General features: G+C 72.3%; 20 protein-coding genes. 10 read left to right on the top strand and 10 right to left on the bottom strand.

Annotation, left to right across the window (positions count from 1 at the left end; all coding sequences use genetic code 11):
* Positions 1-30: 30 nt before the first annotated feature.
* Entirely contained in the window at positions 31-1,194 is a 1,164-nt protein-coding gene (locus NITAL_RS14840; protein ID WP_211262427.1) for a dihydroorotate dehydrogenase-like protein, read from the bottom strand.
* A complete protein-coding gene (nifJ, locus tag NITAL_RS14835; protein ID WP_211262426.1) occupies positions 1,191-4,802 on the bottom strand; it encodes a pyruvate:ferredoxin (flavodoxin) oxidoreductase in 3,612 nt (1,203 codons plus the stop codon). The genes NITAL_RS14840 and nifJ overlap by 4 nt, the downstream gene beginning before the upstream one ends.
* A 173-nt stretch (positions 4,803-4,975) precedes the next feature.
* On the opposite strand from nifJ, the gene NITAL_RS14830 reads away from it, so the two are divergent.
* Positions 4,976-5,611 (top strand): protein-L-isoaspartate(D-aspartate) O-methyltransferase, encoded by a 636-nt coding sequence (locus NITAL_RS14830; protein WP_052667025.1) that lies wholly within the window; start codon positions 4,976-4,978, stop codon positions 5,609-5,611.
* A 12-nt stretch (positions 5,612-5,623) separates the two neighbouring features.
* Here the strand turns inward: NITAL_RS14830 and NITAL_RS28565 are convergent, their stop codons facing one another.
* The 6 genes from NITAL_RS28565 to NITAL_RS14800 form a co-directional block, all read right to left on the bottom strand.
* The gene (locus tag NITAL_RS28565) at positions 5,624-6,238 is read right to left on the bottom strand and encodes an SHOCT domain-containing protein (RefSeq protein ID WP_052667024.1); all 615 of its coding nucleotides are present in this window, start codon (positions 6,236-6,238) and stop codon (positions 5,624-5,626) included.
* Positions 6,239-6,319: 81 nt separating this feature from the next.
* Positions 6,320-7,042: a DNA alkylation repair protein gene (locus NITAL_RS14820; RefSeq protein ID WP_211262424.1), complete on the bottom strand. Its 723-nt coding sequence runs from the start codon at positions 7,040-7,042 to the stop codon at positions 6,320-6,322.
* Positions 7,039-7,449 carry a VOC family protein gene (locus NITAL_RS14815; protein ID WP_052667023.1) on the bottom strand — a complete coding sequence of 137 codons (411 nt, stop codon included), beginning with the start codon at positions 7,447-7,449 and terminating at the stop codon, positions 7,039-7,041. The genes NITAL_RS14820 and NITAL_RS14815 overlap by 4 nt, the downstream gene beginning before the upstream one ends.
* Positions 7,446-7,985: an SRPBCC domain-containing protein gene (locus tag NITAL_RS14810; protein ID WP_083441605.1), complete on the bottom strand. Its 540-nt coding sequence runs from the start codon at positions 7,983-7,985 to the stop codon at positions 7,446-7,448. Before NITAL_RS14810 ends, NITAL_RS14815 begins: the two co-directional genes overlap by 4 nt.
* On the bottom strand, positions 7,982-8,380 hold the full coding sequence (locus tag NITAL_RS14805) for an ArsR/SmtB family transcription factor (protein ID WP_052667022.1): 399 nt from the start codon (positions 8,378-8,380) through the stop codon (positions 7,982-7,984). The genes NITAL_RS14810 and NITAL_RS14805 overlap by 4 nt, the downstream gene beginning before the upstream one ends.
* 33 nt (positions 8,381-8,413) lie before the next feature.
* Positions 8,414-8,905, bottom strand: a complete 492-nt coding sequence (locus tag NITAL_RS14800) for an SRPBCC family protein (protein WP_052667021.1) — start codon at positions 8,903-8,905, stop codon at positions 8,414-8,416.
* 198 nt (positions 8,906-9,103) lie between these two features.
* On the opposite strand from NITAL_RS14800, the gene NITAL_RS14795 reads away from it, so the two are divergent.
* Positions 9,104-10,525 (top strand): nitronate monooxygenase, encoded by a 1,422-nt coding sequence (locus NITAL_RS14795; RefSeq protein WP_052669704.1) that lies wholly within the window; start codon positions 9,104-9,106, stop codon positions 10,523-10,525.
* Here NITAL_RS14795 and pdxR read toward each other — a convergent pair.
* On the bottom strand, positions 10,485-11,852 hold the full coding sequence (pdxR, locus tag NITAL_RS14790) for a MocR-like pyridoxine biosynthesis transcription factor PdxR (protein WP_169786850.1): 1,368 nt from the start codon (positions 11,850-11,852) through the stop codon (positions 10,485-10,487). The two genes, NITAL_RS14795 and pdxR, sit on opposite strands and share 41 nt — an antisense overlap.
* A 91-nt stretch (positions 11,853-11,943) precedes the next feature.
* Here pdxR and NITAL_RS14785 point away from each other — a divergent pair, with 91 nt between their 5' ends.
* From NITAL_RS14785 to NITAL_RS14765, 5 genes are all read left to right on the top strand, one after another.
* Positions 11,944-12,879, top strand: a complete 936-nt coding sequence (locus NITAL_RS14785; RefSeq protein ID WP_052667020.1) for a DMT family transporter — start codon at positions 11,944-11,946, stop codon at positions 12,877-12,879.
* A 122-nt stretch (positions 12,880-13,001) separates the two neighbouring features.
* Complete coding sequence (manD, locus tag NITAL_RS14780) at positions 13,002-14,210, top strand: D-mannonate dehydratase ManD (RefSeq protein ID WP_052667019.1); 1,209 nt, start codon at positions 13,002-13,004, stop codon at positions 14,208-14,210.
* Between the two features lie 97 nt (positions 14,211-14,307).
* Positions 14,308-15,735, top strand: coding sequence for a mannitol dehydrogenase family protein (locus tag NITAL_RS14775; RefSeq protein WP_169786849.1), 1,428 nt, complete (start codon positions 14,308-14,310; stop codon positions 15,733-15,735).
* Complete coding sequence (locus NITAL_RS14770) at positions 15,732-16,673, top strand: sugar kinase (RefSeq protein ID WP_052667017.1); 942 nt, start codon at positions 15,732-15,734, stop codon at positions 16,671-16,673. The genes NITAL_RS14775 and NITAL_RS14770 overlap by 4 nt, the downstream gene beginning before the upstream one ends.
* Positions 16,670-17,332, top strand: coding sequence for a bifunctional 4-hydroxy-2-oxoglutarate aldolase/2-dehydro-3-deoxy-phosphogluconate aldolase (locus NITAL_RS14765; protein ID WP_083442198.1), 663 nt, complete (start codon positions 16,670-16,672; stop codon positions 17,330-17,332). Before NITAL_RS14770 ends, NITAL_RS14765 begins: the two co-directional genes overlap by 4 nt.
* A gap of 27 nt (positions 17,333-17,359) precedes the next feature.
* Here NITAL_RS14765 and NITAL_RS14760 read toward each other — a convergent pair whose 3' ends face one another.
* The gene (locus NITAL_RS14760) at positions 17,360-18,283 is read right to left on the bottom strand and encodes a Gfo/Idh/MocA family oxidoreductase (RefSeq protein WP_052667016.1); all 924 of its coding nucleotides are present in this window, start codon (positions 18,281-18,283) and stop codon (positions 17,360-17,362) included.
* Between the two features lie 69 nt (positions 18,284-18,352).
* Here NITAL_RS14760 and NITAL_RS14755 point away from each other — a divergent pair, with 69 nt between their 5' ends.
* The 3 genes from NITAL_RS14755 to NITAL_RS14745 all read left to right on the top strand — a co-directional run bounded on the left by NITAL_RS14755 (position 18,353) and on the right by NITAL_RS14745 (position 21,895).
* The gene (locus tag NITAL_RS14755) at positions 18,353-19,747 is read left to right on the top strand and encodes a hypothetical protein (RefSeq protein ID WP_052667015.1); all 1,395 of its coding nucleotides are present in this window, start codon (positions 18,353-18,355) and stop codon (positions 19,745-19,747) included.
* Between the two features lie 61 nt (positions 19,748-19,808).
* A complete protein-coding gene (locus NITAL_RS14750) occupies positions 19,809-20,861 on the top strand; it encodes an NAD-dependent epimerase/dehydratase family protein (protein WP_052667014.1) in 1,053 nt (350 codons plus the stop codon).
* Positions 20,861-21,895: a dihydrodipicolinate synthase family protein gene (locus NITAL_RS14745; RefSeq protein WP_052667013.1), complete on the top strand. Its 1,035-nt coding sequence runs from the start codon at positions 20,861-20,863 to the stop codon at positions 21,893-21,895. Before NITAL_RS14750 ends, NITAL_RS14745 begins: the two co-directional genes overlap by 1 nt.
* Positions 21,896-21,921: the final 26 nt, after the last annotated feature.

Here is a 21,921-nt window from a genome sequence, read left to right as displayed (position 1 = left end):
CGTCGGCTACCAACCCACCGCCGGATCAGGTCACGAGGGCGTCACGAACGTGCTCGCGTAGCGGGTGATCGTGTCCAGGTAGTTGGCGCGCTCGAACGCAGCCGGGTCGCGCACCGACGCCTGGCTCATCGACCCCGTCATCTGCGCGACGGACACGTACTCGCGCTCCACCATCCAGGTGCGGAGCCCGTCGACCAGGGTGGTGACGTGGTCGGGTCCGTGGCGCAGCAGCGCCGACGTGGTCATCGCCACGTCAGCTCCGGCCAGCAGCACCTTCACCACATCGTCGGGCTCGTGGATACCGGTCGTGGCCGCCAGCGACGCCTCCACCCGACCACGAAGCAGCGCCACCCAGCGCAGCGGCAGCCGCAGCTCGTCGGAGGTCGACAGGACGAGCCGAGGTTCGACCGTGAGGGTCTGGAGGTCGATGTCCGGCTGGTAGAAGCGGTTGAACAGCACGAGCCCGGCCGCGCCGGCGTCGACCAGTCGGTCGACGAGGTGCCCGAGCGCCGACCAGTACGGCGACAGCTTGACCGCGACCGGGACGTCGCAGGCGCGAACGACGGCCTCGACCACGTCGAGGGTCTCGTCCTCGATGGAGCGCCCCGAGCGGTCGGTGTCGGCAGCGACCCGGTAGACGTTCAGCTCGATGGCATCCGCGCCGGCCTGCTCGAGCATCCGTGCGTACTCGGTCCACCCACCGCGGGTGGCGCCGTTCAGGCTCGCCACGACCGGAACACCGACGGCAGCCTTGGCGTCCCGGATCGACCGCAGATAGCGCACCGACCCGTGGTTGTAGCTGTCGAGGACGGGCGTGTACCCGAAGGTCGCCTCGGGGTTGGCGCCAGCGCCGAGACCGTGGAACCGATCGGCCTCCTCGATCTCGTGCTCGAGCTGCTCCTCGAACAGGCTCGGAAGCACCACGGCGCCGACCCCAGCCGCGTCGAGGGCCCGCAGCGACGCGAGCTGCCCGGTCAGCGGGCTCGCCGAGGCGACGACGGGGCAGCGGAGCGTCATGCCGAGGTAGCTGACCGACAGGTCCGGCTCCCCCACCGGCCCGGGGCCGCTCGGCACCACGAGTCCGGCTCCGACGAGGTCGTCGTGGTGGAGGGCGCGGCCGTCCGAGAGGGTGCGCCCGTCCTGGACATCGCGGTCAGCTCCGCCCTGTGGTCCGGTGGGCTGGTCGCTGCTCACGGTGCCACCTCCGTCTCGTCGGTCAGGTGTCGTTCCACGCCCGCGAGCTGCTCGTAGTACCGCCAGCGTTCGTCGACGTCGCGGGCTGCCAGCTCGCGCAGCTGTGCCGCACGTTCGGGGTCGCTGCGCTCCAGCACCGCGTACCGACCCTCGGTGCTGAGGAAGTCCTCCAGCGGCACGCTCGGTGGCTTCGAGTCGAGCCGGAAGGGTCGGGTGTCCTCGGCCGCGTCGGGCTGGAAGCGGAACAGCGGCCAGTAGCCGGTCTTGACCGCCAGATCCATCCGCCCCATGGAGTGACGCATGTCGACGCCGTGCGCGATGCAGGTCGAGTAGGCCAGCAGGAGCGACGGTCCCGGCCAGGACTCCGCCTCGCGGAACGCCTTGATGGTCTGACGTTCGTCGGCGCCGAGCGCGATCTTCGCCACGTAGACCGTGCCGTACTGCATCGCGAGCAGGCCGAGGTCCTTCTTCGGGGTCGCCTTGCCGGACGTCGCGAACTTGGCGACGGCCCCACGTGGCGTCGCCTTCGAGGACTGGCCGCCGGTGTTGGAGTACACCTCGGTGTCGAGCACGAGGACGTTGACGTCCGCGCCCGAGGCGAGCACGTGGTCGAGCCCGCCGAAGCCGATGTCGTAGGCCCACCCGTCCCCGCCCACGATCCACACGTCCCTGCGGACCAGGACGCCGGCGACGGCCTCGAGCTGTCGGGCCGCGGGCCGCAGGTCCGCGGGAGCGTCCGCCAGCCGCTGCCGCAGCTGCGCCACACGGTCACGCTGTGCGGCGATCCCCGCCTCGTCGCCGGCGGCCGAACCGGCGAGCAGCGCACCGACGAGGTCGCCCCCGAGGTGCCCGGCGAGCTGGCCGAGCAGGTGCTCGGCCACGACCCGCTGCTCGTCGAGCCCCACCCGGATCCCGAGACCGAACTCGGCGTTGTCCTCGAACAGCGAGTTGGACCACGCCGGTCCACGCCCGGCCGCATCCGTACCCCACGGTGTCGTGGGCAGGTTGCCGCCGTAGATCGACGAGCAACCGGTCGCGTTGGCGACCACGGTCCGATCACCGAACAGCTGGGTCATCAGCTTCAGGTACGGGGTCTCCCCGCAGCCCGCGCACGCCCCGGAGAACTCGAACAGCGGCTGCAACGTCTGGGTGTGCTTGACCGTGTCCTGACGGACCGTGGTGCGGTCCGGGTAGGGGATCGACTGGAAGAAGCGGAAGTTGTCGCGTTCACGGTCGCGGTGCTCGGCCGCCGGCTCCATGTCGATGGCCTGGTGGCCGACCTGCGACTTCGACACGGCCGGGCACGCTTCGACGCACACGCCGCAGCCGGTGCAGTCGTCAGGGGCGACCTGCACCGTCAGCAGGTGGTCGGTCAGGTCGCGGTCCTTGAACGGCTTGCACAGGAACATGTCGGGCGCGTCGTCGAGCGCGTCGCCCTCGAAGACCTTGATCTGGATCGCGGCGTGCGGGCAGACGATGGCGCACTTGCCGCAGTCGATGCACAGGCCCGGATCCCAGATCGGCAGCTCGTTGGCGAGGGAGCGCTTCTCGAGGCGGGCCGTGCCGGTCTCGAACGTCCCGTCCACGGGGAGCGCCGAGACGGGCAGCAGCTCGCCGTCCCCCTCGATGATCCGGGCGGTGACCCGCTGCACGAGCTCGGAGAGGTCGGCCTCGTCGCTGGGCCGCAGCTCGAGGGCACGCTCGATGGCTCCCGGCCGCCGCCAGCTGGAGGTCACCCGGTGGGGGACCTGGACCTCGTGCACCGCACTCCCGGCCGCGCGGATGGCCGCCAGGTTGCGCGAGACCACCAGCGGTCCGTGCTCGGCGTAGGTGACCTCCGCGGCGGCCTCGACCGCGGCGATCGCCTCATCGAGCAGCAGGACGCCTGAAGCCACGAAGAACGCGACCTGCATGACCGTCGAGATGCGCCCGCCGAGCCCGGCCTCGCGGGCGGTCGCGTACCCGTCGATGACGAACAGCCGGAGTCCCCGCTCGACGAGGATCTCCTGGACGTCGGCAGGTAGCCGCCCCCAGACCTGGTCGGCCGGGAAGGGGGCGTTGAGCAGGACCGTGCCGCCAGGCCGGCACGCCGCCAGCACGTCGAGCTTCTCGAGCAGCCCGAACTGGTGGCAGGCGACGAGGTCGGCCCGCTCGATCAGGTAGGTCGAGCGGATCGGCTGCGGACTGAAGCGGAGGTGCGAGACCGTCGTCGCACCGGACTTCTTCGAGTCGTAGACGAAGTAGGCCTGCACGTGGTCGTCGGTGTTCTCCGCGACGATCTTCGCGGTGTTCTTGTTGGCGCTGACCGTGCCGTCCGAGCCGAGGCCGAAGAACAGGGCCGACAGCTCCCCGTCCGGGCGGGGTAGCTCGAAGCCGTCGAGGTTCGGCAGCGACAGGTGGGTGACGTCGTCCACGATGCCGACGGTGAACCGCCGCTTCGGCGTCGGCGCCGCGAGCTCGGCGAACACGGCGGCGACCATCGCCGGCGTGAACTCCTTGCTCGACAGCCCGTACCGGCCGCCGATGACGTCCGGCAGCGCGTCCCGATGCCCCGTCATGACGGCGTCGGCCAGGACCTGCACCACGTCCTCGTGCAGCGGCTCGCCCGGTGCGCCGGGCTCCTTGGTCCGGTCGAGGACCGCGATCCGGGTCGCGGTCTCGGGCAGGGCGGCGAGCAGCTGCTCGGTCGGCAGCGGCCGGAACAGGCGCACGATCACCACGCCCACCCGCTCGCCCCGGGCGACGAGGTGATCGACGACCTCGCGGACCGCCTCGCTGCCCGACCCCATGAGGACCACGACACGCTCGGCATCGGGCACACCGTGGTAGTCGATCAGGTGGTAGCGGCGGCCGGTGCGCTCAGCCAGCCGGTCCATGGCGGTCTGCACGATGCCGGGGACCGCGTCGTGGAACCGGTTGGCGGCTTCGCGCGCCTGGAAGAAGACGTCCGGGTTCTGTGCCGTGCCCCGTAGCACCGGCCGGTCGGGGTCCAGGGATCGCAGCCGGTGGGCGACGACGTCGTCCTCGTCGAGCAGGGCCCGGAGGTCGTCGTCGGTCAGCGGGTCGACGACCGCGAGCTCGTGCGACGTCCGGAACCCGTCGAAGAAGTGCATGACCGGCACGCGCGAGGCCAGCGTCGCGGCGTGCGAGACGGCGGCGAGGTCCTGTGCCTCCTGCGGGGTGGCCGAGGCGAGCATCGTCCACCCGGTGGTGCGGGCGGCCATCACGTCGGAGTGGTCACCGAAGATCGACAAGGCGTGGGTCGCGAGCGTCCGGGCGGCGACGTGGATGACCGTCGGGGTCAGCTCGCCCGCGATCTTGAACATGTTGGGCAGCATCAGCAGGAGGCCCTGCGAGGCGGTGAACGTCACCCCGAGCGCGCCAGCCTGGATCGCCCCGTGGAGCGCACCCGCGGCGCCGCCCTCGGACTGCATCTCGATGACGCTCGGCACCGCACCCCAGAGGTTGCGTCGACCGGCCGCGGCCCACGCGTCGGCGTGCTCGCCCATCGGCGACGCAGGCGTGATGGGGTAGATGGTCACCGCCTCGCTCAGCGCGTACGCGACGCGGGCGACGGCTTCGTTCCCATCGATGCAGAGCGGCGGCACGGTGGACCTTTCCAGGACGTGTTGCCCAGGGCCGAGCGCGCCCCCGGCGGGGCGCCTGCTCCAGCACCTCCGACGCTACGGAGAGGGACGGCCGCGCGAAGCCACCACAGGTCCCCGTTCCGGGGGACCATCTGCTCTGCTGCGAGGGGCCCTGGAGCAGCGCATACTCGGGTATGCGTCGACGAGGTGATGACCCGCTCGTCGCGGCGGCCCGCCGCGTCGGGGTGAGCGACCCGCGCGTGCTCGCGGCCGTCGCGGCGGTGCCACGCGACCGCTTCGTCCCACCTGCCGCCCGCCGCGAGGCGGTCCTCGACCGCCCGGTACGGATCGGCGAGGGGCAGACGACGTCGCAGCCGTCGCTGATCGCCGCGATGCTCGCCGAGATCGAGCTCACCGGGACCGAACGGGTGCTGGAGGTGGGCACGGGCTTCGGGTACCAGACCGCCCTCCTCGCCCACCTCGCCGGCGAGGTGCACTCGATCGAACGCTTCGCCGGTCTGGCGGCCCAGGCCCGCGCGAACCTCACCTCCTACGGGCTCGGCGACGTCGACGTGGTGGTCGGCGACGGGACCCGCGGGTTACCGGACCATGCCCCGTTCGATGCGATCGTGGTCTCCGCGGCGGCCGAGGAGGTCCCCGCGGCGCTGGGTTCGCAGCTCGTCGAGGGCGGTCGGCTCATCGCGCCCGTCGGGCCCCCCGGCGCTCAGGAGGTGTGGCTCTACGTGTGCCGGTCGGGCGAGCTGGTGCCGGTCCGGCGATTGACGGCCGTCCGGTTCGTGCCCCTGGTGGCCGGTGACGACCCGACCTGAACCCGCCGGGCCTCAGCCGAGGAGGCGAGCCTTGGCCCGCTCGAACTCCTCGTCGGTCAGGGCACCGCTGCCGTGCAGCTCCGCCAACGCCTGGAGCTCCGCCACCAGGTCGGACGGCTCCGTACGATCGCCGTCCTCGACGTCGGTGGGCGGTGGCGGCGGGGGGAACGCGGGTGCCGGCGTGGTGTCCTGCGCCGCGGCGGGACGTGGCGTGACCGGCGCCCGGGTGATGGCCACGCTCGAGGACAACCGGCCCTCGCTCAGGCCGGTCTCGCGCGGCATGCCACGGGCCTGGACGTGGCGGTCCACGAGCTTGGCGAACCGGCGCGCCGATCCGACCGACCGGGACGTCAAGGGCAGGGTGTAGGGATCACCGGCGGCCGCGAGGTCGCCCGGCGGTGCCGGCGAGCCCCCGACGACCCCGACGTGCAACCAGCCACGGCCGCCGCGTGATGGTGCCTGCAGGTCCGTGCCGCGCACCTGGTCGACGCCGAACTCGACCGTCGTGGGCGCGTCCCGCGTCGGCGCCTGCTTGCTGATCGTGATCCGTCCCTGGTCGACGGCCAGTTCGCCGCGTTCGCCACGCACCACGAGCCGTGCGCCCTCGAGCGCGGTCTGATCGGACACCGGTGGCCTCCCGTCGCGGTGCGGCAGGAGTCAACCACCACGTGCCGCGCCGTCCACCTGGCCGCTCGACGGACGCCGGTATCAGCGCAGGTAGCGGGACCGGTCCGCTGCATCGAGCTTGGCGATGGCGAGGCGGAGCGCCGGCCGCGGCATCGAGGGGGCCTGGTCGGCGAGGAACCGGTGGAGGCCGTCGGGATCGCGGGTCCCGGCGTGCTTGAGGAAGATCCCGACCGCGTTGTGCACCACCGGCTCGGGGTCGGCAGCCAGCTGGCGGGCGATCGCGAACCCCGCGGCGAGGTCGTCATCGGCCCCGGCCCGGACGAAGAACTGCGGTGCCGTGATGGCGGTGCGGCGCCGTAAGGGGTCGGTCTCGGCCGCCAGCTGCCGCAAGGGCTCGGGGGACCTGCCGGTGAGGTGGCCGCCGACCACCCGGGGGGCGGAGCGGTCGACCATGTCCCAGGTCGTGATGCGGTCGTGGCGCGCCAGGTAGAGCTCGTACAGCTCGCGCGAGCGCTGCTCGTCGAGGCGCCGACGGGCCTGGAAGTCCAGGATGCACATCGCCGCCATCCGCGGCTCGTACGCCGGGTGGTCCAGCAGGCGATCGACCTCGGGCAGCGGCAGCTGCGTGTGCGCCTTCGCGACGTCGAACAGGTCGCGCATCCGCATCCCGAAGGCCGGCTCGTCCGGGGCGAGCCGCTGCCGGATCTTGGGCAGCTGGTCCTCGGACCGGGCCGCGAGCAGCGCGTCGATCACCCGTTCGGCCGTGGGCGCCTCGGTCGACATCCCGTCCCCCGGCACGCTCATCCGGCCCGGGAGGAGATCTGCTGGACGCCCCAGCTGTTGCCGTCGGGGTCGTCGAAGAAGACGAACCCGACGTTGTCGAGCGGGTGCGGCACCGGTCGCGGGTTCTGACCGAGGACGGTCACCTCGCTCACCTCGACCCCACGGCCGAGGAGCTCGTCGCGCGCGGCCTCGATGTCCGGCACGACCAGCTGCAGCCCCTTGAGCGAACCGGGCGGCATGGGGGGCACCACGCCCTCGCCGATCACGATCGAGCACCACGATCCGGGCGGGGTGAGCTGGATCAGCCGCTGGCCCGGCCCCACGACCGTGTCGTGGTCGACGTGGAAGGCGAGCTGCTCGGCGTAGAAGGCCTTCGCGGTGTCCAGGTCCGACACGGGGACCACCACCACCTCGAGCGTCCAGTTCATCGGGCTCCTCCTGGTCGGGTACCGGTGACCCGTCGAGCTCCTGACGGATCGGGGGCGATCTCGGCGAGCAGGCCATCGAGCCGCTCGCACGCCTGACCGAAGCCTTCAGCCATCGGGTAGCGCAGCACCCGGTCGCGAGCCGCCGGCGACGGCAGGCGGACGGTCGTGGTGACGGTGGTCCGCCCTCCCGCGTCGACCAGTCCGCGGCTGACCACCGACTCGCCCGGGTACGACTGCGCGTCGAACACCTCGGTCGCCACCAGCCGGGTGGGCGCGACCACCTCGAGGAAGGTTCCCGACTGCCCGAGCTGCTGTCCGGCCCCGTCCTCGGAGACGAACCGGTAGGTACCGCCGACGCGCAGGTCGACCTCGCACACCACCAGGTGCCAGCCGCGGGCGCCGTACCAGCGCCCGAGCAGCTCGGGGGTGGTCAGCGCCTCCCACACCAGCTCCCGCGGCGCGGCGAAGGACCGCACCAGGACGATGTCGCGATCGCCCGGTGTGGTCACCTCGACCGGCTGCGGTGCGGTGCTCACACCGGCTCCGTCCCGTGGCCGTCGGCACCGTCGTCCGACGTGGCCGCGGGAGCGCCCTCGGCCGCACGAGCCGCCTGCAGGTCGTCGAGGACCGCATCCAGCCGCTGGTAGCTCTCCTCCCAGTACCCGCGGTAGTCGGTCAGCCAGTCCGTCGCCGGGCGGAGCGGTGCAGCCTGGAGGCGACAGGGTCGCCGTTGCGCGTCCCGGCGCCGCGAGATCAGACCCGCGTGCTCCAGCACCTTGAGGTGCTTGGAGATGGCCGGCTGGCTCATCGCGAAGGGTTCGGCCAGCTCGGTCACCGTCGCCTCGCCCGTCCGCAACCGCTCCAGGATCGCCCGGCGGGTGGGATCCGCCAGGGCCGCGAAGGTGGTGTCGAGCCGCTCGTCCCTGTCCATAACCGGAAGGTTATCTACGGGCGGCCGGGACCGTCAACCACGCCCCTGGCCGTCGCCCGACGACGCACCCGGCGCACGCCGGGTGAGCTCCTCACGGACTCTCCCGATCAGCTGCTGCCGCTGTCGGGCCATCCGCCACGCGATGAGCGGTGCGAGCAGGTGCCCGACGACCGGCAGGGTCGCGGTGACCGTCATCGCGACGGTGTAGCGGCAGCCCGAGCCGGTCGGCTCGAGCGTGTCCTCGGCACGCACGCGCACCGGGAAGCGTGGTCGGACCGAGACGAACACGGCCCGCCGACCCGGCTCGAGCACCTCGGTCCGGGTCATCAGCCGAGCCCGGAACGGGCCGACGCGGGCCGTGACGCGGTTGAGCGTCCCCTCCTCGAGGACACCCCGCTCCGGCTCGTACGCCACGAGCAGCGGGTCGACGGCGATCATCCGGGGCGTGTCGCTGAGCAGCGCCCACGCCTCGGCGACTGGGACCCCCAGCTCTCCCGAGGCGACCCGGGTGCTGCCCTCGGTCATGAACCCCTCCGCCCCTCGCCCCCTCAACCCTGACACATCCGGGCGGACGACGCGGGCCGATCGCAGACGCCCCTCGATGTAGGGGCTTCAGCCCCTAGGACCCTACGGTTACGTCACCGTAAGTTCCCCGGATACCGACCTGTGGCGACCACCTGCGTCCGAGGAGACAGCGTGCTTCCACCCATCATCCAGGGCGGCATGGGCGTGGGGGTCTCGAGCTGGCAGCTGGCTCGTGCGGTCGCGCTCGAGGGACAGCTCGGCGTGGTGTCGGGCACGGCTGCGGCCGTGACCTTGGCACGTCGTCTCGGGCTCGGCGATCCGGGCGGACACGTCCAGCGCGCCTTGGACCAGTTCCCCTTCCCGGCGGTCGCCGAGCGGGTCCGCGCCCGCTACCTCGACAGCGCACGGCCGGGCGCCGGCGGCCGCCGGTTCAAGGCGGTCCCGCGCCCGTCGCTCGCGGCGAGCCCGGCGGCGACCGAGCTCACGGTGGTCGCCAACTTCGTCGAGGTCCACCTGGCCAAGCACGGCCACGACGGGCAGGTCGCGATCAACTACCTCGAGAAGATCCAGCTGCCCACGTTGGCATCGCTGTACGGCGCGCTGCTCGCCGGGGTCGACGCCGTCCTGATGGGAGCCGGGGTCCCGGCGCGGATCCCCGCCGTCCTCGACCGCCTCGCCGACCACCGTCCCGTCACCCTGCCCGTGACGGTGGCCGACGCACCTCCCGGCGAGCGCCACGAGATCAGCCTCGATCCGTCGACGCTCGCCGGCGGCGACCCGCTGCCGATCGTGCGGCGCCCGTGGTTCCTCGCGATCGTGTCGTCGGCGACGATGGCGACCTTCCTCGCCGGCCACCGAGCGGGGAGCCCCGACGGGTTCGTCGTCGAGACCCCTGCGGCGGGTGGTCACAACGCGCCACCCCGTGGCAGGCTCCGCCTCGACGACGCCGGCGAGCCCGTCTACGGCCCTCGCGACACGATCGACCTCGACGCCATCGCGGCGCTCGGCCTGCCGTACTGGCTCGCCGGCGGCTACGCGACCCCGGCCGGCCTTGCCGACGCGCGCGAGGCGGGGGCGCACGGCATCCAGGTCGGCACCGCCTTCGCGTTCTGCGACGAGTCCGGGATCGATCCCCGGCTGCGGACGGCGACCCTGGACGCTGCTCGCGAGGGCCGCGTCGCGGTCCGGACCGACCCTGCCGCCTCCCCCACCGGCTACCCGTTCAAGGTCCTCGACCTCCCCGGCACCCTCAGCGATCAGGCGGTCTACGACCAGCGACCACGGCGCTGCGACCTCGGCTACCTCCGCGAGCTCTACCAGCGACCGGACGGCCGTGTCGGCTACCGCTGCCCCGCGGAACCGGTGGAGGACTACCTCGCCAAGGGTGGGAACCTCGCCGAGACCGATCAGCGCCGCTGCCTGTGCAACGCACTGACCGCGACCATCGGCCTCGGCCAGACCCACCCCCGTGAGGACACCGAGCCGGCGCTCGTGACCGCGGGTGATGGCGCCGCCGACCTCTCCCGCTTCCTGTCCCCGGGTGCCACCACCTACAGCGCACGGGACGTGATCGCCCACCTCACGGGCCGGTCCGGCGGAGGGCGCGGTCGAGCCGGGTGAGGGTCTCGCGCTCCTCGCCGGCACGGATGGCGGCGAACCCGATCACGAGTCCGTCGGGCTCGTCGGAGGGTGTGGTCCGGTACGACGCGAGCGTGGGCAGGTCGAGGCCGAGCTCGTCGGCCCGTCGCGCCGTGTCTCGCGCGAGGCCGGGTTCGGGTTCGACCGCCAGCAGGTGCAGCCCGGCCGGGACCCCGGGCAACGTCCAGCCGTGGTCGGTGAGGATCGCGGCGACGCGTTCGTGGCGCCGCCGGTAGTGGGTACGCAGCGTGCGCAGGTGGCGGTCGTAGGCGCCGCTGTCGAGCAGCTCGGCGAAGGCGAGCGCGTTGAGGGTGGTGGAGGAGATGTCGTGGTGGCGCTTGGCGGCGAGGACCTCCTCGCGCATCCGCGGGGGGACGACGACCCAGCCGAGGCGCAGCGCCGGCGCGAGCGTCTTGCTGACCGAGCCGAGGTGGACGACCGCGTCGGGCGCGAGGGGTTGGACGGCCTTGACGTTGCGCCGGTCGTAGCGGAACTCCGCGTCGTAGTCGTCCTCGAGGACGAGCCGTCCGCCGGTCCCGGCCCAGGTGATGAGGTCGTGTCGTCGCTGGGGGGCCAGCGCCACGCCGACGGGGAACTGATGGGCCGGGGTGACGAGGACGGCGGCCGCGTCGGGCAGCGCGTCGGTCACCAGTCCCTGGCCGTCGACGGGGACCGGGACCGGCTCGAGCCCGGCCGCCTGCAGCAGCGTCCGGAACGGCGGGGAGCCGGGATCCTCCAGGGCGACCCGGCGGGCGCCGCGGGCGGCGAGCACGTGTGCCACCAGCGACAGGCCCTGGGCCAGGCCGGTGGTGAACAGCAGGTCGTCGGGGTCGGTGTCGACGCCGCGGGTGCGTCCGAGGTAGCCGGCGAGCGCGTGGCGTGCCGATGCAGGGCCACCGGGCTCGCCGTAGGCGAGGGCGTCGGTCGGCGCGTCGGCGAGCGAGCGCTGCACCGCCCGGGCCCACGCCTGACGCGGGAAGCGGGACAGGTCGGGCACGCCGGGACGCAGCGGACGCCAGGAGGTGGGTGCTGGCGCCGCGGGCGGCGGCACCGGTGGCGCGGTGGCGGTGGGGACGGCGGCCACCGCGGTGCCGGCGCCCTGTCGCGACTCGAGCCAGCCCTCGGCGCTCAGCTGCTCGTAGACGGCGACGACGGTCCCGCGAGCGACGCCGAGGTCCTGTGCCAACGCCCTCGTCGACGGCAGGCGCTGCCCGGCGGGCAACCGGCCGCCTCGGATGGCGCCCCGCAGCTCGAGCTCCAAGGCGCGTCCCGGCGGGAGCGACGGGTCGAGCTGGAGCGCGAGGTCCACGCCCCCACCTCCCTCGCTGGCTCGACTGGTCCAACGTAGCCGACCGGAACTGGACCATGTCGTTGGACCGGAGCCGCGGCATCGTGCGGGCATGAACAGCTCACACGGACGTGCCCTCGCCCTCGGCCAGCTCGCCATGGTCTTCGTCGGCAGCTCGGTCGCGGCGGCCAGCCTGCTGACCGACTACCCGATCCTGACCGGTCAGGCCCTCCGCTACGCCGTCGCGGCCGCTGGTCTGTGGGCGTTCACCCGGCTGCGAGGCCGGCGCCTGCCGCCGCTGACCCGCCGCGACGCGGCGTGGGTGTTCGGCGTGGCGCTGATCGGCCTGTCGGGGTTCAACATCGTGCTGATCGAGGCGACCGCCCGCATCGACGCCTCCGTGGTCGGTGCCGTGCTCGGAGCCACACCGATCGCCCTGGCCATCCTCGGCCCGCTCCAGGTCGGCCGCCCGATCGCCCGGCGCACCCTCGCCTGTGCCGTGGTCGTCGCCGCCGGTGTGCTGCTGGTCGAGCGTGCGTCCGGGCCGCTCGACCCCGTCGGGATGGCCCTCGCCCTGCTGGTGCTCGCCGGCGAGGTCGGCTTCTCCCTGCTCGCGGTCCGCCCGCTGGTCCGCATCGGTGCCGTCGGCGTGTCCTTCCACGCGACGTGGATCGCCGCCGTCCAACTCACCGTCGGCGCGCTGCTCCTCGAACGTGACGCCCTGCGCTGGCCCACCCCGGTCGAGGCCGGCGCGCTGGCACACATGGCCGTGTTCGTCACCGTCGTGGCCTTCGTCGCCTGGTACACCGCCCTCGGCAGGCTCGGTGCCGACCGCGCCGGGCTCCTCGTCGGCACCGTCGCCGTCACCGCGCTCGGCACCGCCGCCCTCGTCGGCACCGCCACCCTCACCCCGACGACCGCGCTCGGCTGCGCCCTGGTCGTCGCCGGCGTCGCCATCGGCGTGCGCCGCCCGACCCCGGCCGGCCGCCGTGCGAACTCCTCGGTCGTCGCGGCGGCACCGAGCGGCCATCCGTTGACACCGGGGTAGCAGTGGACTAGACGTTGCATCTCCTGCTTCCAACGGAGCGACGTCATGTTTCCCTACTGCTTCCAAACCGGCGGTCCGAACGTCCCGGCGGCCCCTGCGCTCCCGTTCGGAGGTGGGGCGAGGTGAGGATCACCGAGGCTCGCGTCATCGTCTGCTCCCCCGGTCGCAACTTCGTGACGCTCAAGATCGTGACCGACGAGGGGTTGTACGGCGTCGGTGACGCGACCCTCAACGGTCGGGAGATGGCCGTCGCCGCCTACCTGCAGGAGCACGTCGTCCCCCTCCTGATCGGCCGGGGATCGGATCGGATCGAGCACACCTGGCAGTACCTGTTCAAGGGCAGCTACTGGGGTGCGGGACCGGTCACCATGTCCGCCATCGCTGCGGTGGACATGGCGCTGTGGGACCTCAAGGGCAAGCGCCTGGGCGTCCCCGTCCACCAACTGCTCGGTGGCCGCTCCCGCGACAAGGTGCTGGTGTACGGCCACGCGAACGGTCGAGACAACGCCGAGACGATCGCTGCCGCGGAGCGCTACCGCGATCTCGGGTACCGGGCGATCCGCCTGCAGGCCGGGGTCCCGGGCCTCGAGCACGCCTACGGCGTCGGACGAGGCGACCTGTTCTACGAACCGGCCGAGACGGGGTCACCACCCGAGCACGTCTGGTCGACCGAGACCTACCTCGACCACGTCCCGCGGCTGTTCGCCGAGGCACGCGAGGCGCTCGGATGGGATGTCCACCTGCTGCACGATGCCCACCACCGGCTCACCCCGACGGAAGCCGGGTGGCTCGGCCACCGTCTCGAGGACTACCGGCTGTTCTGGCTCGAAGATCCGGTCAACGATCTGCTCCAGGACGGGTTCCGCCACCTGCGCCGCCACACGCGCACGCCGATCGCCGTGGGTGAGGTCTTCAACTCCGTCTTCCAGCTCCACCAGCTGGTGACCGAACAGCTGGTCGACTACCTGCGAACCACGGTGCTCCGCACCGGCGGCATCACGCCGCTGATGAAGATCGCCCACCTCGCCGAGCCCTACCAGGTCCGCCTCGGCAGCCACGGCGCGACCGACCTGTCCCCGATCACGATGGCCGCTGCGCTCCAGGTCGACCTCGCGGTGCACAACTTCGGCATCCAGGAGTACATGCGTCACAGCGACGCGACCGCCGAGGTGTTCTCGTCCAGCTACGCCTTCGACGACGGCTACCTCGTCCCGGGTGCGGAGCCGGGGTTGGGGGCCGACATCGACGAGGCTGCTGCGGCACGGTTCCCCTACGAGCGTGCGTACCTGCCGGTCGCCAGGTCGGTCGACGGGACCGTCACATCGTGGTGAAGAGGACGCGATGGCCCCGATGGCGGTCCCGGTGATGGAGCACGATCGCCGTACAGCACGCCTGAGCCTGCGGACGCTGCCGCAGGTGCCCCCGGGCGTGCGACCTCCCGCCTACGACCCGGCCGACGTGCAGGTCGGCATCGTGCACCTCGGCATCGGTGCGTTCCACCGCGCTCACCAGGCGGTCTACACCGATGATGTCCTGGGCAGCGGGATGGACGGGTGGGGCATCTGCGGCGTGACCCAGACCCGCCCGAACGTCGTGGACCAACTGCGGCCGCAGGATGGGCTCTTCACCGTGCTCACCAAGCGTGTCGGCGCCTCCGAGCTCCGACTGGTCGGGGCGGTCCGCGAGGTCCTCCACGCGCAGGCGGATGCCCTCCTCGTCCGCGAGCGGCTCGCCGAGGAGCGGGTCCGTGTGGTGACGGTCACCGTCACCGAGAAGGGCTACCGCGCCGATCCGGCGACGGGGTCGCTCGACCTCGACGATCCCGTGATCCGATCGGATCTCGCCACGTCACAGCCGTTCCGCAGCGTGGTCGGCCAACTCGTCAGCGGCTTCGCCGAGCGCCGGCGAGCCGATGCTGGCCCCGTCACCGTGCTGAGCTGTGACAACCTGCCCGGCAACAGTCGGTTGCTCGCCAGCCTGGTCGACGGGTTCTGCGCCCGCGCGTCGCTCCCCGATGCACCTGCGGTCCGCGCCTGGGTACACGAGCACGTCGCCTTCGCCGACACCGTCGTCGATCGTGTCGTCCCCGCGACCGTGCCCGAGGACCTCGTGGAGGTGGAGGATCGGCTCGGGTTGGCCGATCACGGAGCGGTCACCGCGGAGCCGTTCCGGCAGTGGGTCATCGAGGACCACTTCGCTGCGGGCCGGCCAGCGTGGGAACGAGTCGGCGCCGTGCTGGCAACGGACGTCGCACCCTTCCAGGAGGCGAAGCTGCGGCTGCTGAACGGGGGCCACTCGCTCCTCGCCTACCTCCTGTGCGCCGATCGGGACGTGACGGTCAGCGACGCGGTCGCCGACCCCGGGATCGCCGCGCTGCTCCGCAGCTACCTCACCGAAGCCGCCACGACCCTGGAGGACCGACCCGCCGAGCTCGCGGGGTACGAGGATGCGATCCTCGAGCGGTTCGCCGACCCCTCGATCCGGCACCGGCTGACACAGATCGCCGCCGACGGCAGCCAGAAGGTGCCCCGACGCCTCGTGTCCGTCGCGGCCAGCCGCGTCGCGGCGGGTCGCGAGCCGACGTGGTCGGCTCTGGGGATCGCCGCGTGGATCCGCTACGTGCGCCTCGCAGCGGATCGGGGCGAGTCGATCGTCGACCCGCTGCACGACCTGCTCCTGAGGGCAGCTGGCAGCGGCTCGCCATCCCAGGTGACCTCCCGGCTGCTCTCGGCCGCTGGGGTCGACGCCGAGCTCACGGCCGACCCCGTGTTCCGTCGGGCCGTCGTCGGCTGGCTCGACGCGCTCGATCGTCACGGGATCGAGACCGCGATCGAGGCCACCCGGGAGGGAGCGTGACGACCCCGACCGTCATCGCGCTCGGCGAGTGCATGCTGGAGCTGCGCCAGGAGGACGGCGCGACGATCCTGGGTGTCGGAGGTGACTCCTACAACACGGCCGTCTACCTGACACGCGAAGGTGCAGGGCGGATCTCGGTCGGGTACGCGACCGTGCTCGGCACCGATCCCTACAGCGATGGGATCCTGGAGGCGATGACGGCCGAAGGGCTCGACGTCGGACTGGTCCAACGCGTCGACGATCGGCACCCCGGCCTGTACCTGGTGCACGTGGATCCCGACGGCGAACGGCACTTCCTCTACTACCGGGGGGCCTCGGCGGCGCGGCGGCTGCTGACCACCCCCCGGCACCAGGAGGTGATCCGCGCGACCGCGGAGGCCGACTGGATCTACCTCACCGGCATCACGCTCGCGGTCCTGGAGGAAGCTGCCCGCGAGCGGCTCCTCGCGGCGGTCCAACAGGCCCGCGCTGCGGGCGGCCGGGTCGCCTTCGACACCAACTACCGGCCCGCCCTGTGGCCGGACCGCGGGTCCGCTCGGCGCTGCATCGCACCGTTCCTCGAAGCCACCGACCTGGCGCTACCGAGCTTCGAGGACGAACGGGCGCTGTGGGACGCCGCCACCCCCGATGACGCCGTCGAACGGCTGCTGGCCGCCGGCGCCAGCGAGGTCGTGATCAAGGTGGGTGAGAAGGGGGTGGTGCTGAGCGACGGTGCCACCACCCGCGCCGTCGCGGCGCAGCCCGTCGACCGGCCCGTGGACACGACCGCAGCCGGCGACGCCTTCAACGGTGCGTACCTGGCGGCGAGGATCAGGGGGCAGGACCCCGGGGCAGCCGCCCGCCACGGGGTCCGCCTCGCCGCGAGGGTCGTGACGGCCCGTGGCGCCATCGTCGCCGATGCGCCGGGCACCGGTGTCCAGGAGGTGGCCGTGTGGTGACCGGGACGCCTGGTCGGCGCGACGTGGCTGCACAGGTGACGTCGGCCGGCGTCATCGGCATCGTGCGTGAGCGCGACGGGGAACGGGCGCGCACCGTCGCGGACGCGCTCCTCGCGGGGGGCCTCACGGTGATCGAGATCACCCTGACGACACCGGGGGCCACCGATCTGATCGCCGAGCTCGCCGACCGCTGCGCCGGGACCGACGTGCTCGTCGGAGCGGGCACGATCCTCGACGAGGATGCGGCCGCCCGCGCCGTGCGTGCTGGCGCCCGGTTCATCGTCAGCCCCCACCTGTCGGTCGCCGCGGTCCACGTCGCACACCGTCACGGCGTCGTCGCCATCCCGGGGGCAGCGACGGTCACCGAGGCCGTGACGGCCATCGAGTGTGGCGCCGATGCGGTCAAGCTCTTCCCCGCCGGCGTCCACGGGATCGACTGGTTCCGTTCCCTCCACGCGGTGCTGCCGCCGGTACCGCTCATCCCGACGGGCGGCATCGGACCGGCGGATGTTGGACGATGGCTGGGCGCCGGCGCCGCGGCGGTGGGGCTCGGCGGGCAGCTCTCGCGCGGCGACGCCGAGGAGGTGACCGCACGCGTCGGCGAGGTCGTCGACTGCGCGCGGCAGGTTGCCACCGCGCGGCTGCGCGGCGACCCGTGACACCTGGAGGGCTGGACGGTCGCCGCGTCACCGCGGTGCGAGCCCGAGCCGCTCGCGGCGCGCCGCCCGGTAGTCGGCCACGAAGCGTGTGCTGTCGAAGCTGACGTCATCGATGCGGGGATCGTCCACGAGGCCGATCCACGCGCCGCCGTGGTGGCTCGAGGCGAGCGCGGCGATCGCCGCCAGCTCCGGCTCGACGAGCTCACCGAAGGTGATGGGCAGCTCGAGTTCCCCCGCGAGGTACGGGACGGTCACGTCCAGGAACGGTCCGTACAGCCCACCGTCCGCAGCGTCGAGGTGCTCCACGCCGTCGTCGGTCACCACGGTGGCTGGGTAGCGGTGGCTGCGCCGGTCGGTCACCAGTCCCACGACCGCGCACCGCCCGTCGCGCCACCGCAGCTCCACCAGTCGGTCCCGCCCGTCCACCGTGCGGGCAGCCTCGATGCCGGGGCCGAGGAGCCCCTGCAGCAACGAGTAGGCGTGGACCCCGTAGTCGAGCGGGTGACCGAAGCTCGCGGCGAACCCCATCCGGGCGGTCCGGCCCGCCTCGACCCACGCCTGGACGACACTGGACCAGCGCAGGGCCGAGCCGCCGCAGATCCGCGCACCCGCCGCCTCCAACTCGACGAGCTCCCGGAGGTCGGATGCACGTCCAGCGAACGGTTTGCCGACGTGCACGGGGATGTCGTGCTCGGCGAGGACCCGCACGCGATCGAGGTGCAGGTTCCAATCGACGCTGTGCACGAACACCGCGTCGACCAGGCCAGCCATCTCGACCGGATCGGTGACCACGGAAGCGATCCGGTGCTCGCGGGCGTAGGCCCGCGTGGAGGCGTCGTCGACGACCGTGCGACCCCCGAGGACGGCGACGACATCGTGTCCCTGGTCGCGCAGCAGCGGCGAGAACGCCGCAGGATGGGACGTGTCCAGATCGATCACACCGATGCGCATAGCACGTGACCCTACTAACGTCCCCCTTATCACCGCAATAGAGGCGCGCCGGAACCCTGGAGTGATGACATGCGTGATCGCGATGTCCACGAGGAGATCACCATCGGTGTCGTCGGGGGCGACGACGCCGTCCAGCGCACCATGGCGGTCGCGCGCACGGCCGATGGCCCGAGGTGGCGGATCGTCCCATCGGTGTACGAACGCGAGGACGACGCTCACGCCCACGCCATGCGGATCGCTGGTCGCGTCGACGTCTACCTGTTCGCTGGCCCGCTGCCGCACGACCTCGCGATGCGCCACGGTGGGCTGCCTGTACCGGCGGACCACGTTCCTGTCGGCGGCTCGGCGTTGTTCGCCGTGCTGGTGCGCGCCCTGGTGGAGGACGCCGTCGATCCACGACGGATCACGATCGATTCGGTGAGTCTCGAGGAGGTGCGGACCGCCTACGAGGAGGTCGGCCTCGACGCCAGCGGGGTGCACGTCGCGCCGTACGACGATCCCGCCTCCGCCGCGGGTTTCCTCGACTTCCACCTCGAGCGGTACCGAGCCGGTGAGACCACTGGCGCGGTGACGACGGTCCCCACGGTCGCGGTGGCGTTGTCGGACGCCGGTGTCCCGACGCTCAAGATGCAGCCCACCGTCACGGCCATCCGCCACGCCCTGACGAGAGCGGCCCTCAGCGGCAGTGGCGCGCTGTCCGAGGAGTCGCGCATCGCCACGATGATCGTCCGGATCCCGAGCGGCGTCGTCCCCGAGCACGCAGGTCCGAGCAACTACTGGTACCAGGAGCTCAGGCTCTCGCTCCAGGCGGAACTGCTGCAGCTGGCCCGCTCCATGGACGCGACGGTGCTGCCGCGCGATGAGCGCAGCTACCTGGTCGTGACCACGATGGGTTCCCTCGGGGTCGCCAGCGACGACCTCACGCTCGCACCGTTCGTCGACGCGATCTCGTCGGCGCTCTCGATGGACGTGGAGGTGGGCGTGGGGCTCGGCAGGTCCACCCGCGAGGCGGAGTTCAACGCCGAGACGGCCGTCGACAAGGCGGCGGCCGGGGCTGGTCGGGCCGCCTACCTGGTCGGCCCACGGGGCACGGTCCTACGCCTGCCCGCCCGACGCACCGCCGACGAGCAGCCGGACGTCCCCCCGCCGGTCCCTGAGTCGAAGGCGGTCGGCACGCTGCGTGAGCTGGCGAGCAGGCTCAGGGCCGAGGGCGACTCCCGAGCCATCGTCGACGCCGAGCGGGTCGCAGCGCTCCTCGGGGTGACGACCCGGACAGCACGCCGCTCGCTCAGCGCCCTGGTCGATGAGGGCCTCGCCTGGCCGATGCCGCCGGCCCGCTCCAGCAGAGCAGGACGTCCGCCGCGCCCGTACCAGCTGCTGGTGGAGAAGCTCGATCAGCACGAGGCGTCGGAGGGCGCACCACGAGACGCACGGCCAGCTGTGCGAAACTTACGCCGTACTTGATATTGACTTAGGGGCGGCCGGAAGTAGTCTCAGCCGTCCACCCCCCCGGTCGGAGATCTCCATGGACGGATCGAGCGCAGGTGAGGCGGGCGGTCGACCTCGCGACGTGGCGGAGCTGGACGCATGGCTGTCGGAGCCACGGCCCGCCCTGATCGAGGACCTGCGGGCGCTCGAAGGTGATGTGGTCGTTCTCGGTGCCGCCGGCAAGCTCGGACCGAGCCTCGTCCGGTTGGCGGTCCAGGCGATCGACGCCGCCGGCACGGACAGCGAGGTGTTCGCCGTGTCCAGGTTCACCGCACCCGGAGCGGCCGACGAGATGGCGACGACGGGGGCCACGGTCATCCGTGCGGACATCACCGACGATGCCGGACTCGCCGCGCTCCCCGATGCCGCGAACGTCATCTACCTGGTCGGCGCGAAGTTCGGCACCGCGGGCAACGAGGCCGGCACGTGGGCGACGAACGCCTACCTGCCCGGGCGGGTCGCGCAGCGCTACGCCGGATCGCGGATCGTGGCGCTGTCGACCGGGAACGTGTACCCGTTCTGGCCGAACGGGAGCGGAGGTCCGGCCGAGGAGGATCCGGTCGCTCCGATCGGCGACTACGCCATGTCGTGCCTCGGTCGCGAACGCATCTTCACCCACTTCGCCCAGGAACTGCGGATCCCGACCGCCCTGATCCGCCTCAACTACGCGACCGAGATGCGCTACGGGGTCCTCGTCGACGTCGCGCGGGCCGTCCACACCGGGGAGCCGGTCGACGTGACGATGGGCTACGTGAACGTCGTCTGGCAGGGGTACGCCAACGAGGTCATCCTCCGCAGCCTCCTGCACGCGGACGTCCCGCCGTTCATCCTCAACCTGACTGGCCCGGAGACGGTGTCGATCCGTGCGGTCGCGGCCACGCTCGGCCGGCTCATGGGGCGCGCGGTCCGGTACGTCGGGGACGAGGCGCCGACCGCCCTCCTGTCGAACGCCACCCGCTGTCACGGGCTGTTCGGCTACCCCGAGGTCCCGCTGGGCCGACTCCTCGAAGCCACCGCCGAGTGGGTCGCCTCGGGGCGGCCGCTGCTCGACAAGCCCACGAAGTTCGGATCCCGGGAGGGACGGTTCTGATGGCGTCCGACGTCGACCCGCGGGAGGTGTTCCGCGCCGGGACCGTCATCCCCGCCCACCCGTTGGCCCTGGACGCGCGACGCAGCCTGGACGAGACGCGGCAGCGCGCGCTGACCAGGTACTACCTCGAAGCTGGTGCCGGTGGGCTGGCGGTCGGCGTCCACACCACCCAGTTCGAGATCCACGAGCCATCCTCCGGCCTGCTCCGACCGGTCCTGGAGCTGGCGGCGACGACGGCGAAGGAGTACCCGTCGCGCTCCCCTGTCCTCGTCGCCGGACTCTGCGGCTCGACGCGACAGGCGGTCGCGGAAGCCGAACTGGCGGCCTCGCTCGGCTACCACCTGGCGTTGCTCGCACCGTACGGGGCGGACCACCTCACCGAGGCGGAGCTCCTCCAGCGCACCCGCGCCGTCGGTGACGTCCTCCCGGTCATCGGCTTCTACCTCCAGCCCGCGGTCGGTGGACGTGCCCTCTCCCGCGAGTACTGGGCGTCACTGGCCGACATCGAGACCGTCGTGGGGATCAAGGTCGCGCCCTTCGATCGGTACGCGACCCTGGAGGTCGTGCACGGCGTGGGCCGGTCGGATCGCGCGACCGAGATCGCGATGTACACCGGCAACGACGACCACATCGTCGGCGACCTCATCACCTCCTACCCCAACGGCGTCCGGTTCGTCGGAGGCCTGCTCGGACAGTGGGCCGTCTGGGTCCAGAACGCGGTCGAGATCCTGCGACTGGCCGGATGCGCCCGGTCAGGTGAGGACGCCGCTCTCCGTGAGCTGCTCGGGATCGACGCGGCGTTGACCGACGCCAACGCGGCCATCTTCGACGCCAGGAACGACTTCCGTGGCTGCATCCCGGGCATCCACGAGGTGCTCCGCCGCCAGGGCTTGCTGACGGGAACGTGGTGCCTGGACGAGCAGATGCAGCTCGGACCTGGCCAACGCGCCGAGATCGATCGCATCTGGGCATCCCACCCGCACCTGCGCGACGACAGGTTCGTCGCCGAGAACCTCGATCGCTGGCTCGCCTGACGACGATCGGTCCGCGCCACCCGATG

This window comes from Nitriliruptor alkaliphilus DSM 45188, assembly GCF_000969705.1.
Lineage (GTDB): Bacteria > Actinomycetota > Nitriliruptoria > Nitriliruptorales > Nitriliruptoraceae > Nitriliruptor > Nitriliruptor alkaliphilus.
Note: the sequence above shows the minus strand (reverse complement) of the source record. Positions and strands in the feature narration are given on the sequence as shown.

Excerpts from the sequence above, each read along its gene's own strand:
- NITAL_RS14830 (WP_052667025.1), top strand. The coding sequence starts at position 4,976 with ATGCGTCGACGAGGTGATGACCCGCTCGTCGCGGCGGCCCGCCGCGTC.
- NITAL_RS14820 (WP_211262424.1), bottom strand. The coding sequence starts at position 7,042 with ATGAGCGTGCCGGGGGACGGGATGTCGACCGAGGCGCCCACGGCCGAA.
- NITAL_RS14815 (WP_052667023.1), bottom strand. The coding sequence starts at position 7,449 with ATGAACTGGACGCTCGAGGTGGTGGTGGTCCCCGTGTCGGACCTGGAC.
- NITAL_RS14805 (WP_052667022.1), bottom strand. The coding sequence starts at position 8,380 with ATGGACAGGGACGAGCGGCTCGACACCACCTTCGCGGCCCTGGCGGAT.
- NITAL_RS14800 (WP_052667021.1), bottom strand. The coding sequence starts at position 8,905 with ATGACCGAGGGCAGCACCCGGGTCGCCTCGGGAGAGCTGGGGGTCCCA.
- NITAL_RS14795 (WP_052669704.1), top strand. The coding sequence starts at position 9,104 with ATGGGCGTGGGGGTCTCGAGCTGGCAGCTGGCTCGTGCGGTCGCGCTC.
- NITAL_RS14785 (WP_052667020.1), top strand. The coding sequence starts at position 11,944 with ATGAACAGCTCACACGGACGTGCCCTCGCCCTCGGCCAGCTCGCCATG.
- NITAL_RS14760 (WP_052667016.1), bottom strand. The coding sequence starts at position 18,283 with ATGCGCATCGGTGTGATCGATCTGGACACGTCCCATCCTGCGGCGTTC.
- NITAL_RS14755 (WP_052667015.1), top strand. The coding sequence starts at position 18,353 with ATGCGTGATCGCGATGTCCACGAGGAGATCACCATCGGTGTCGTCGGG.
- NITAL_RS14750 (WP_052667014.1), top strand. The coding sequence starts at position 19,809 with ATGGACGGATCGAGCGCAGGTGAGGCGGGCGGTCGACCTCGCGACGTG.
- NITAL_RS14745 (WP_052667013.1), top strand. The coding sequence starts at position 20,861 with ATGGCGTCCGACGTCGACCCGCGGGAGGTGTTCCGCGCCGGGACCGTC.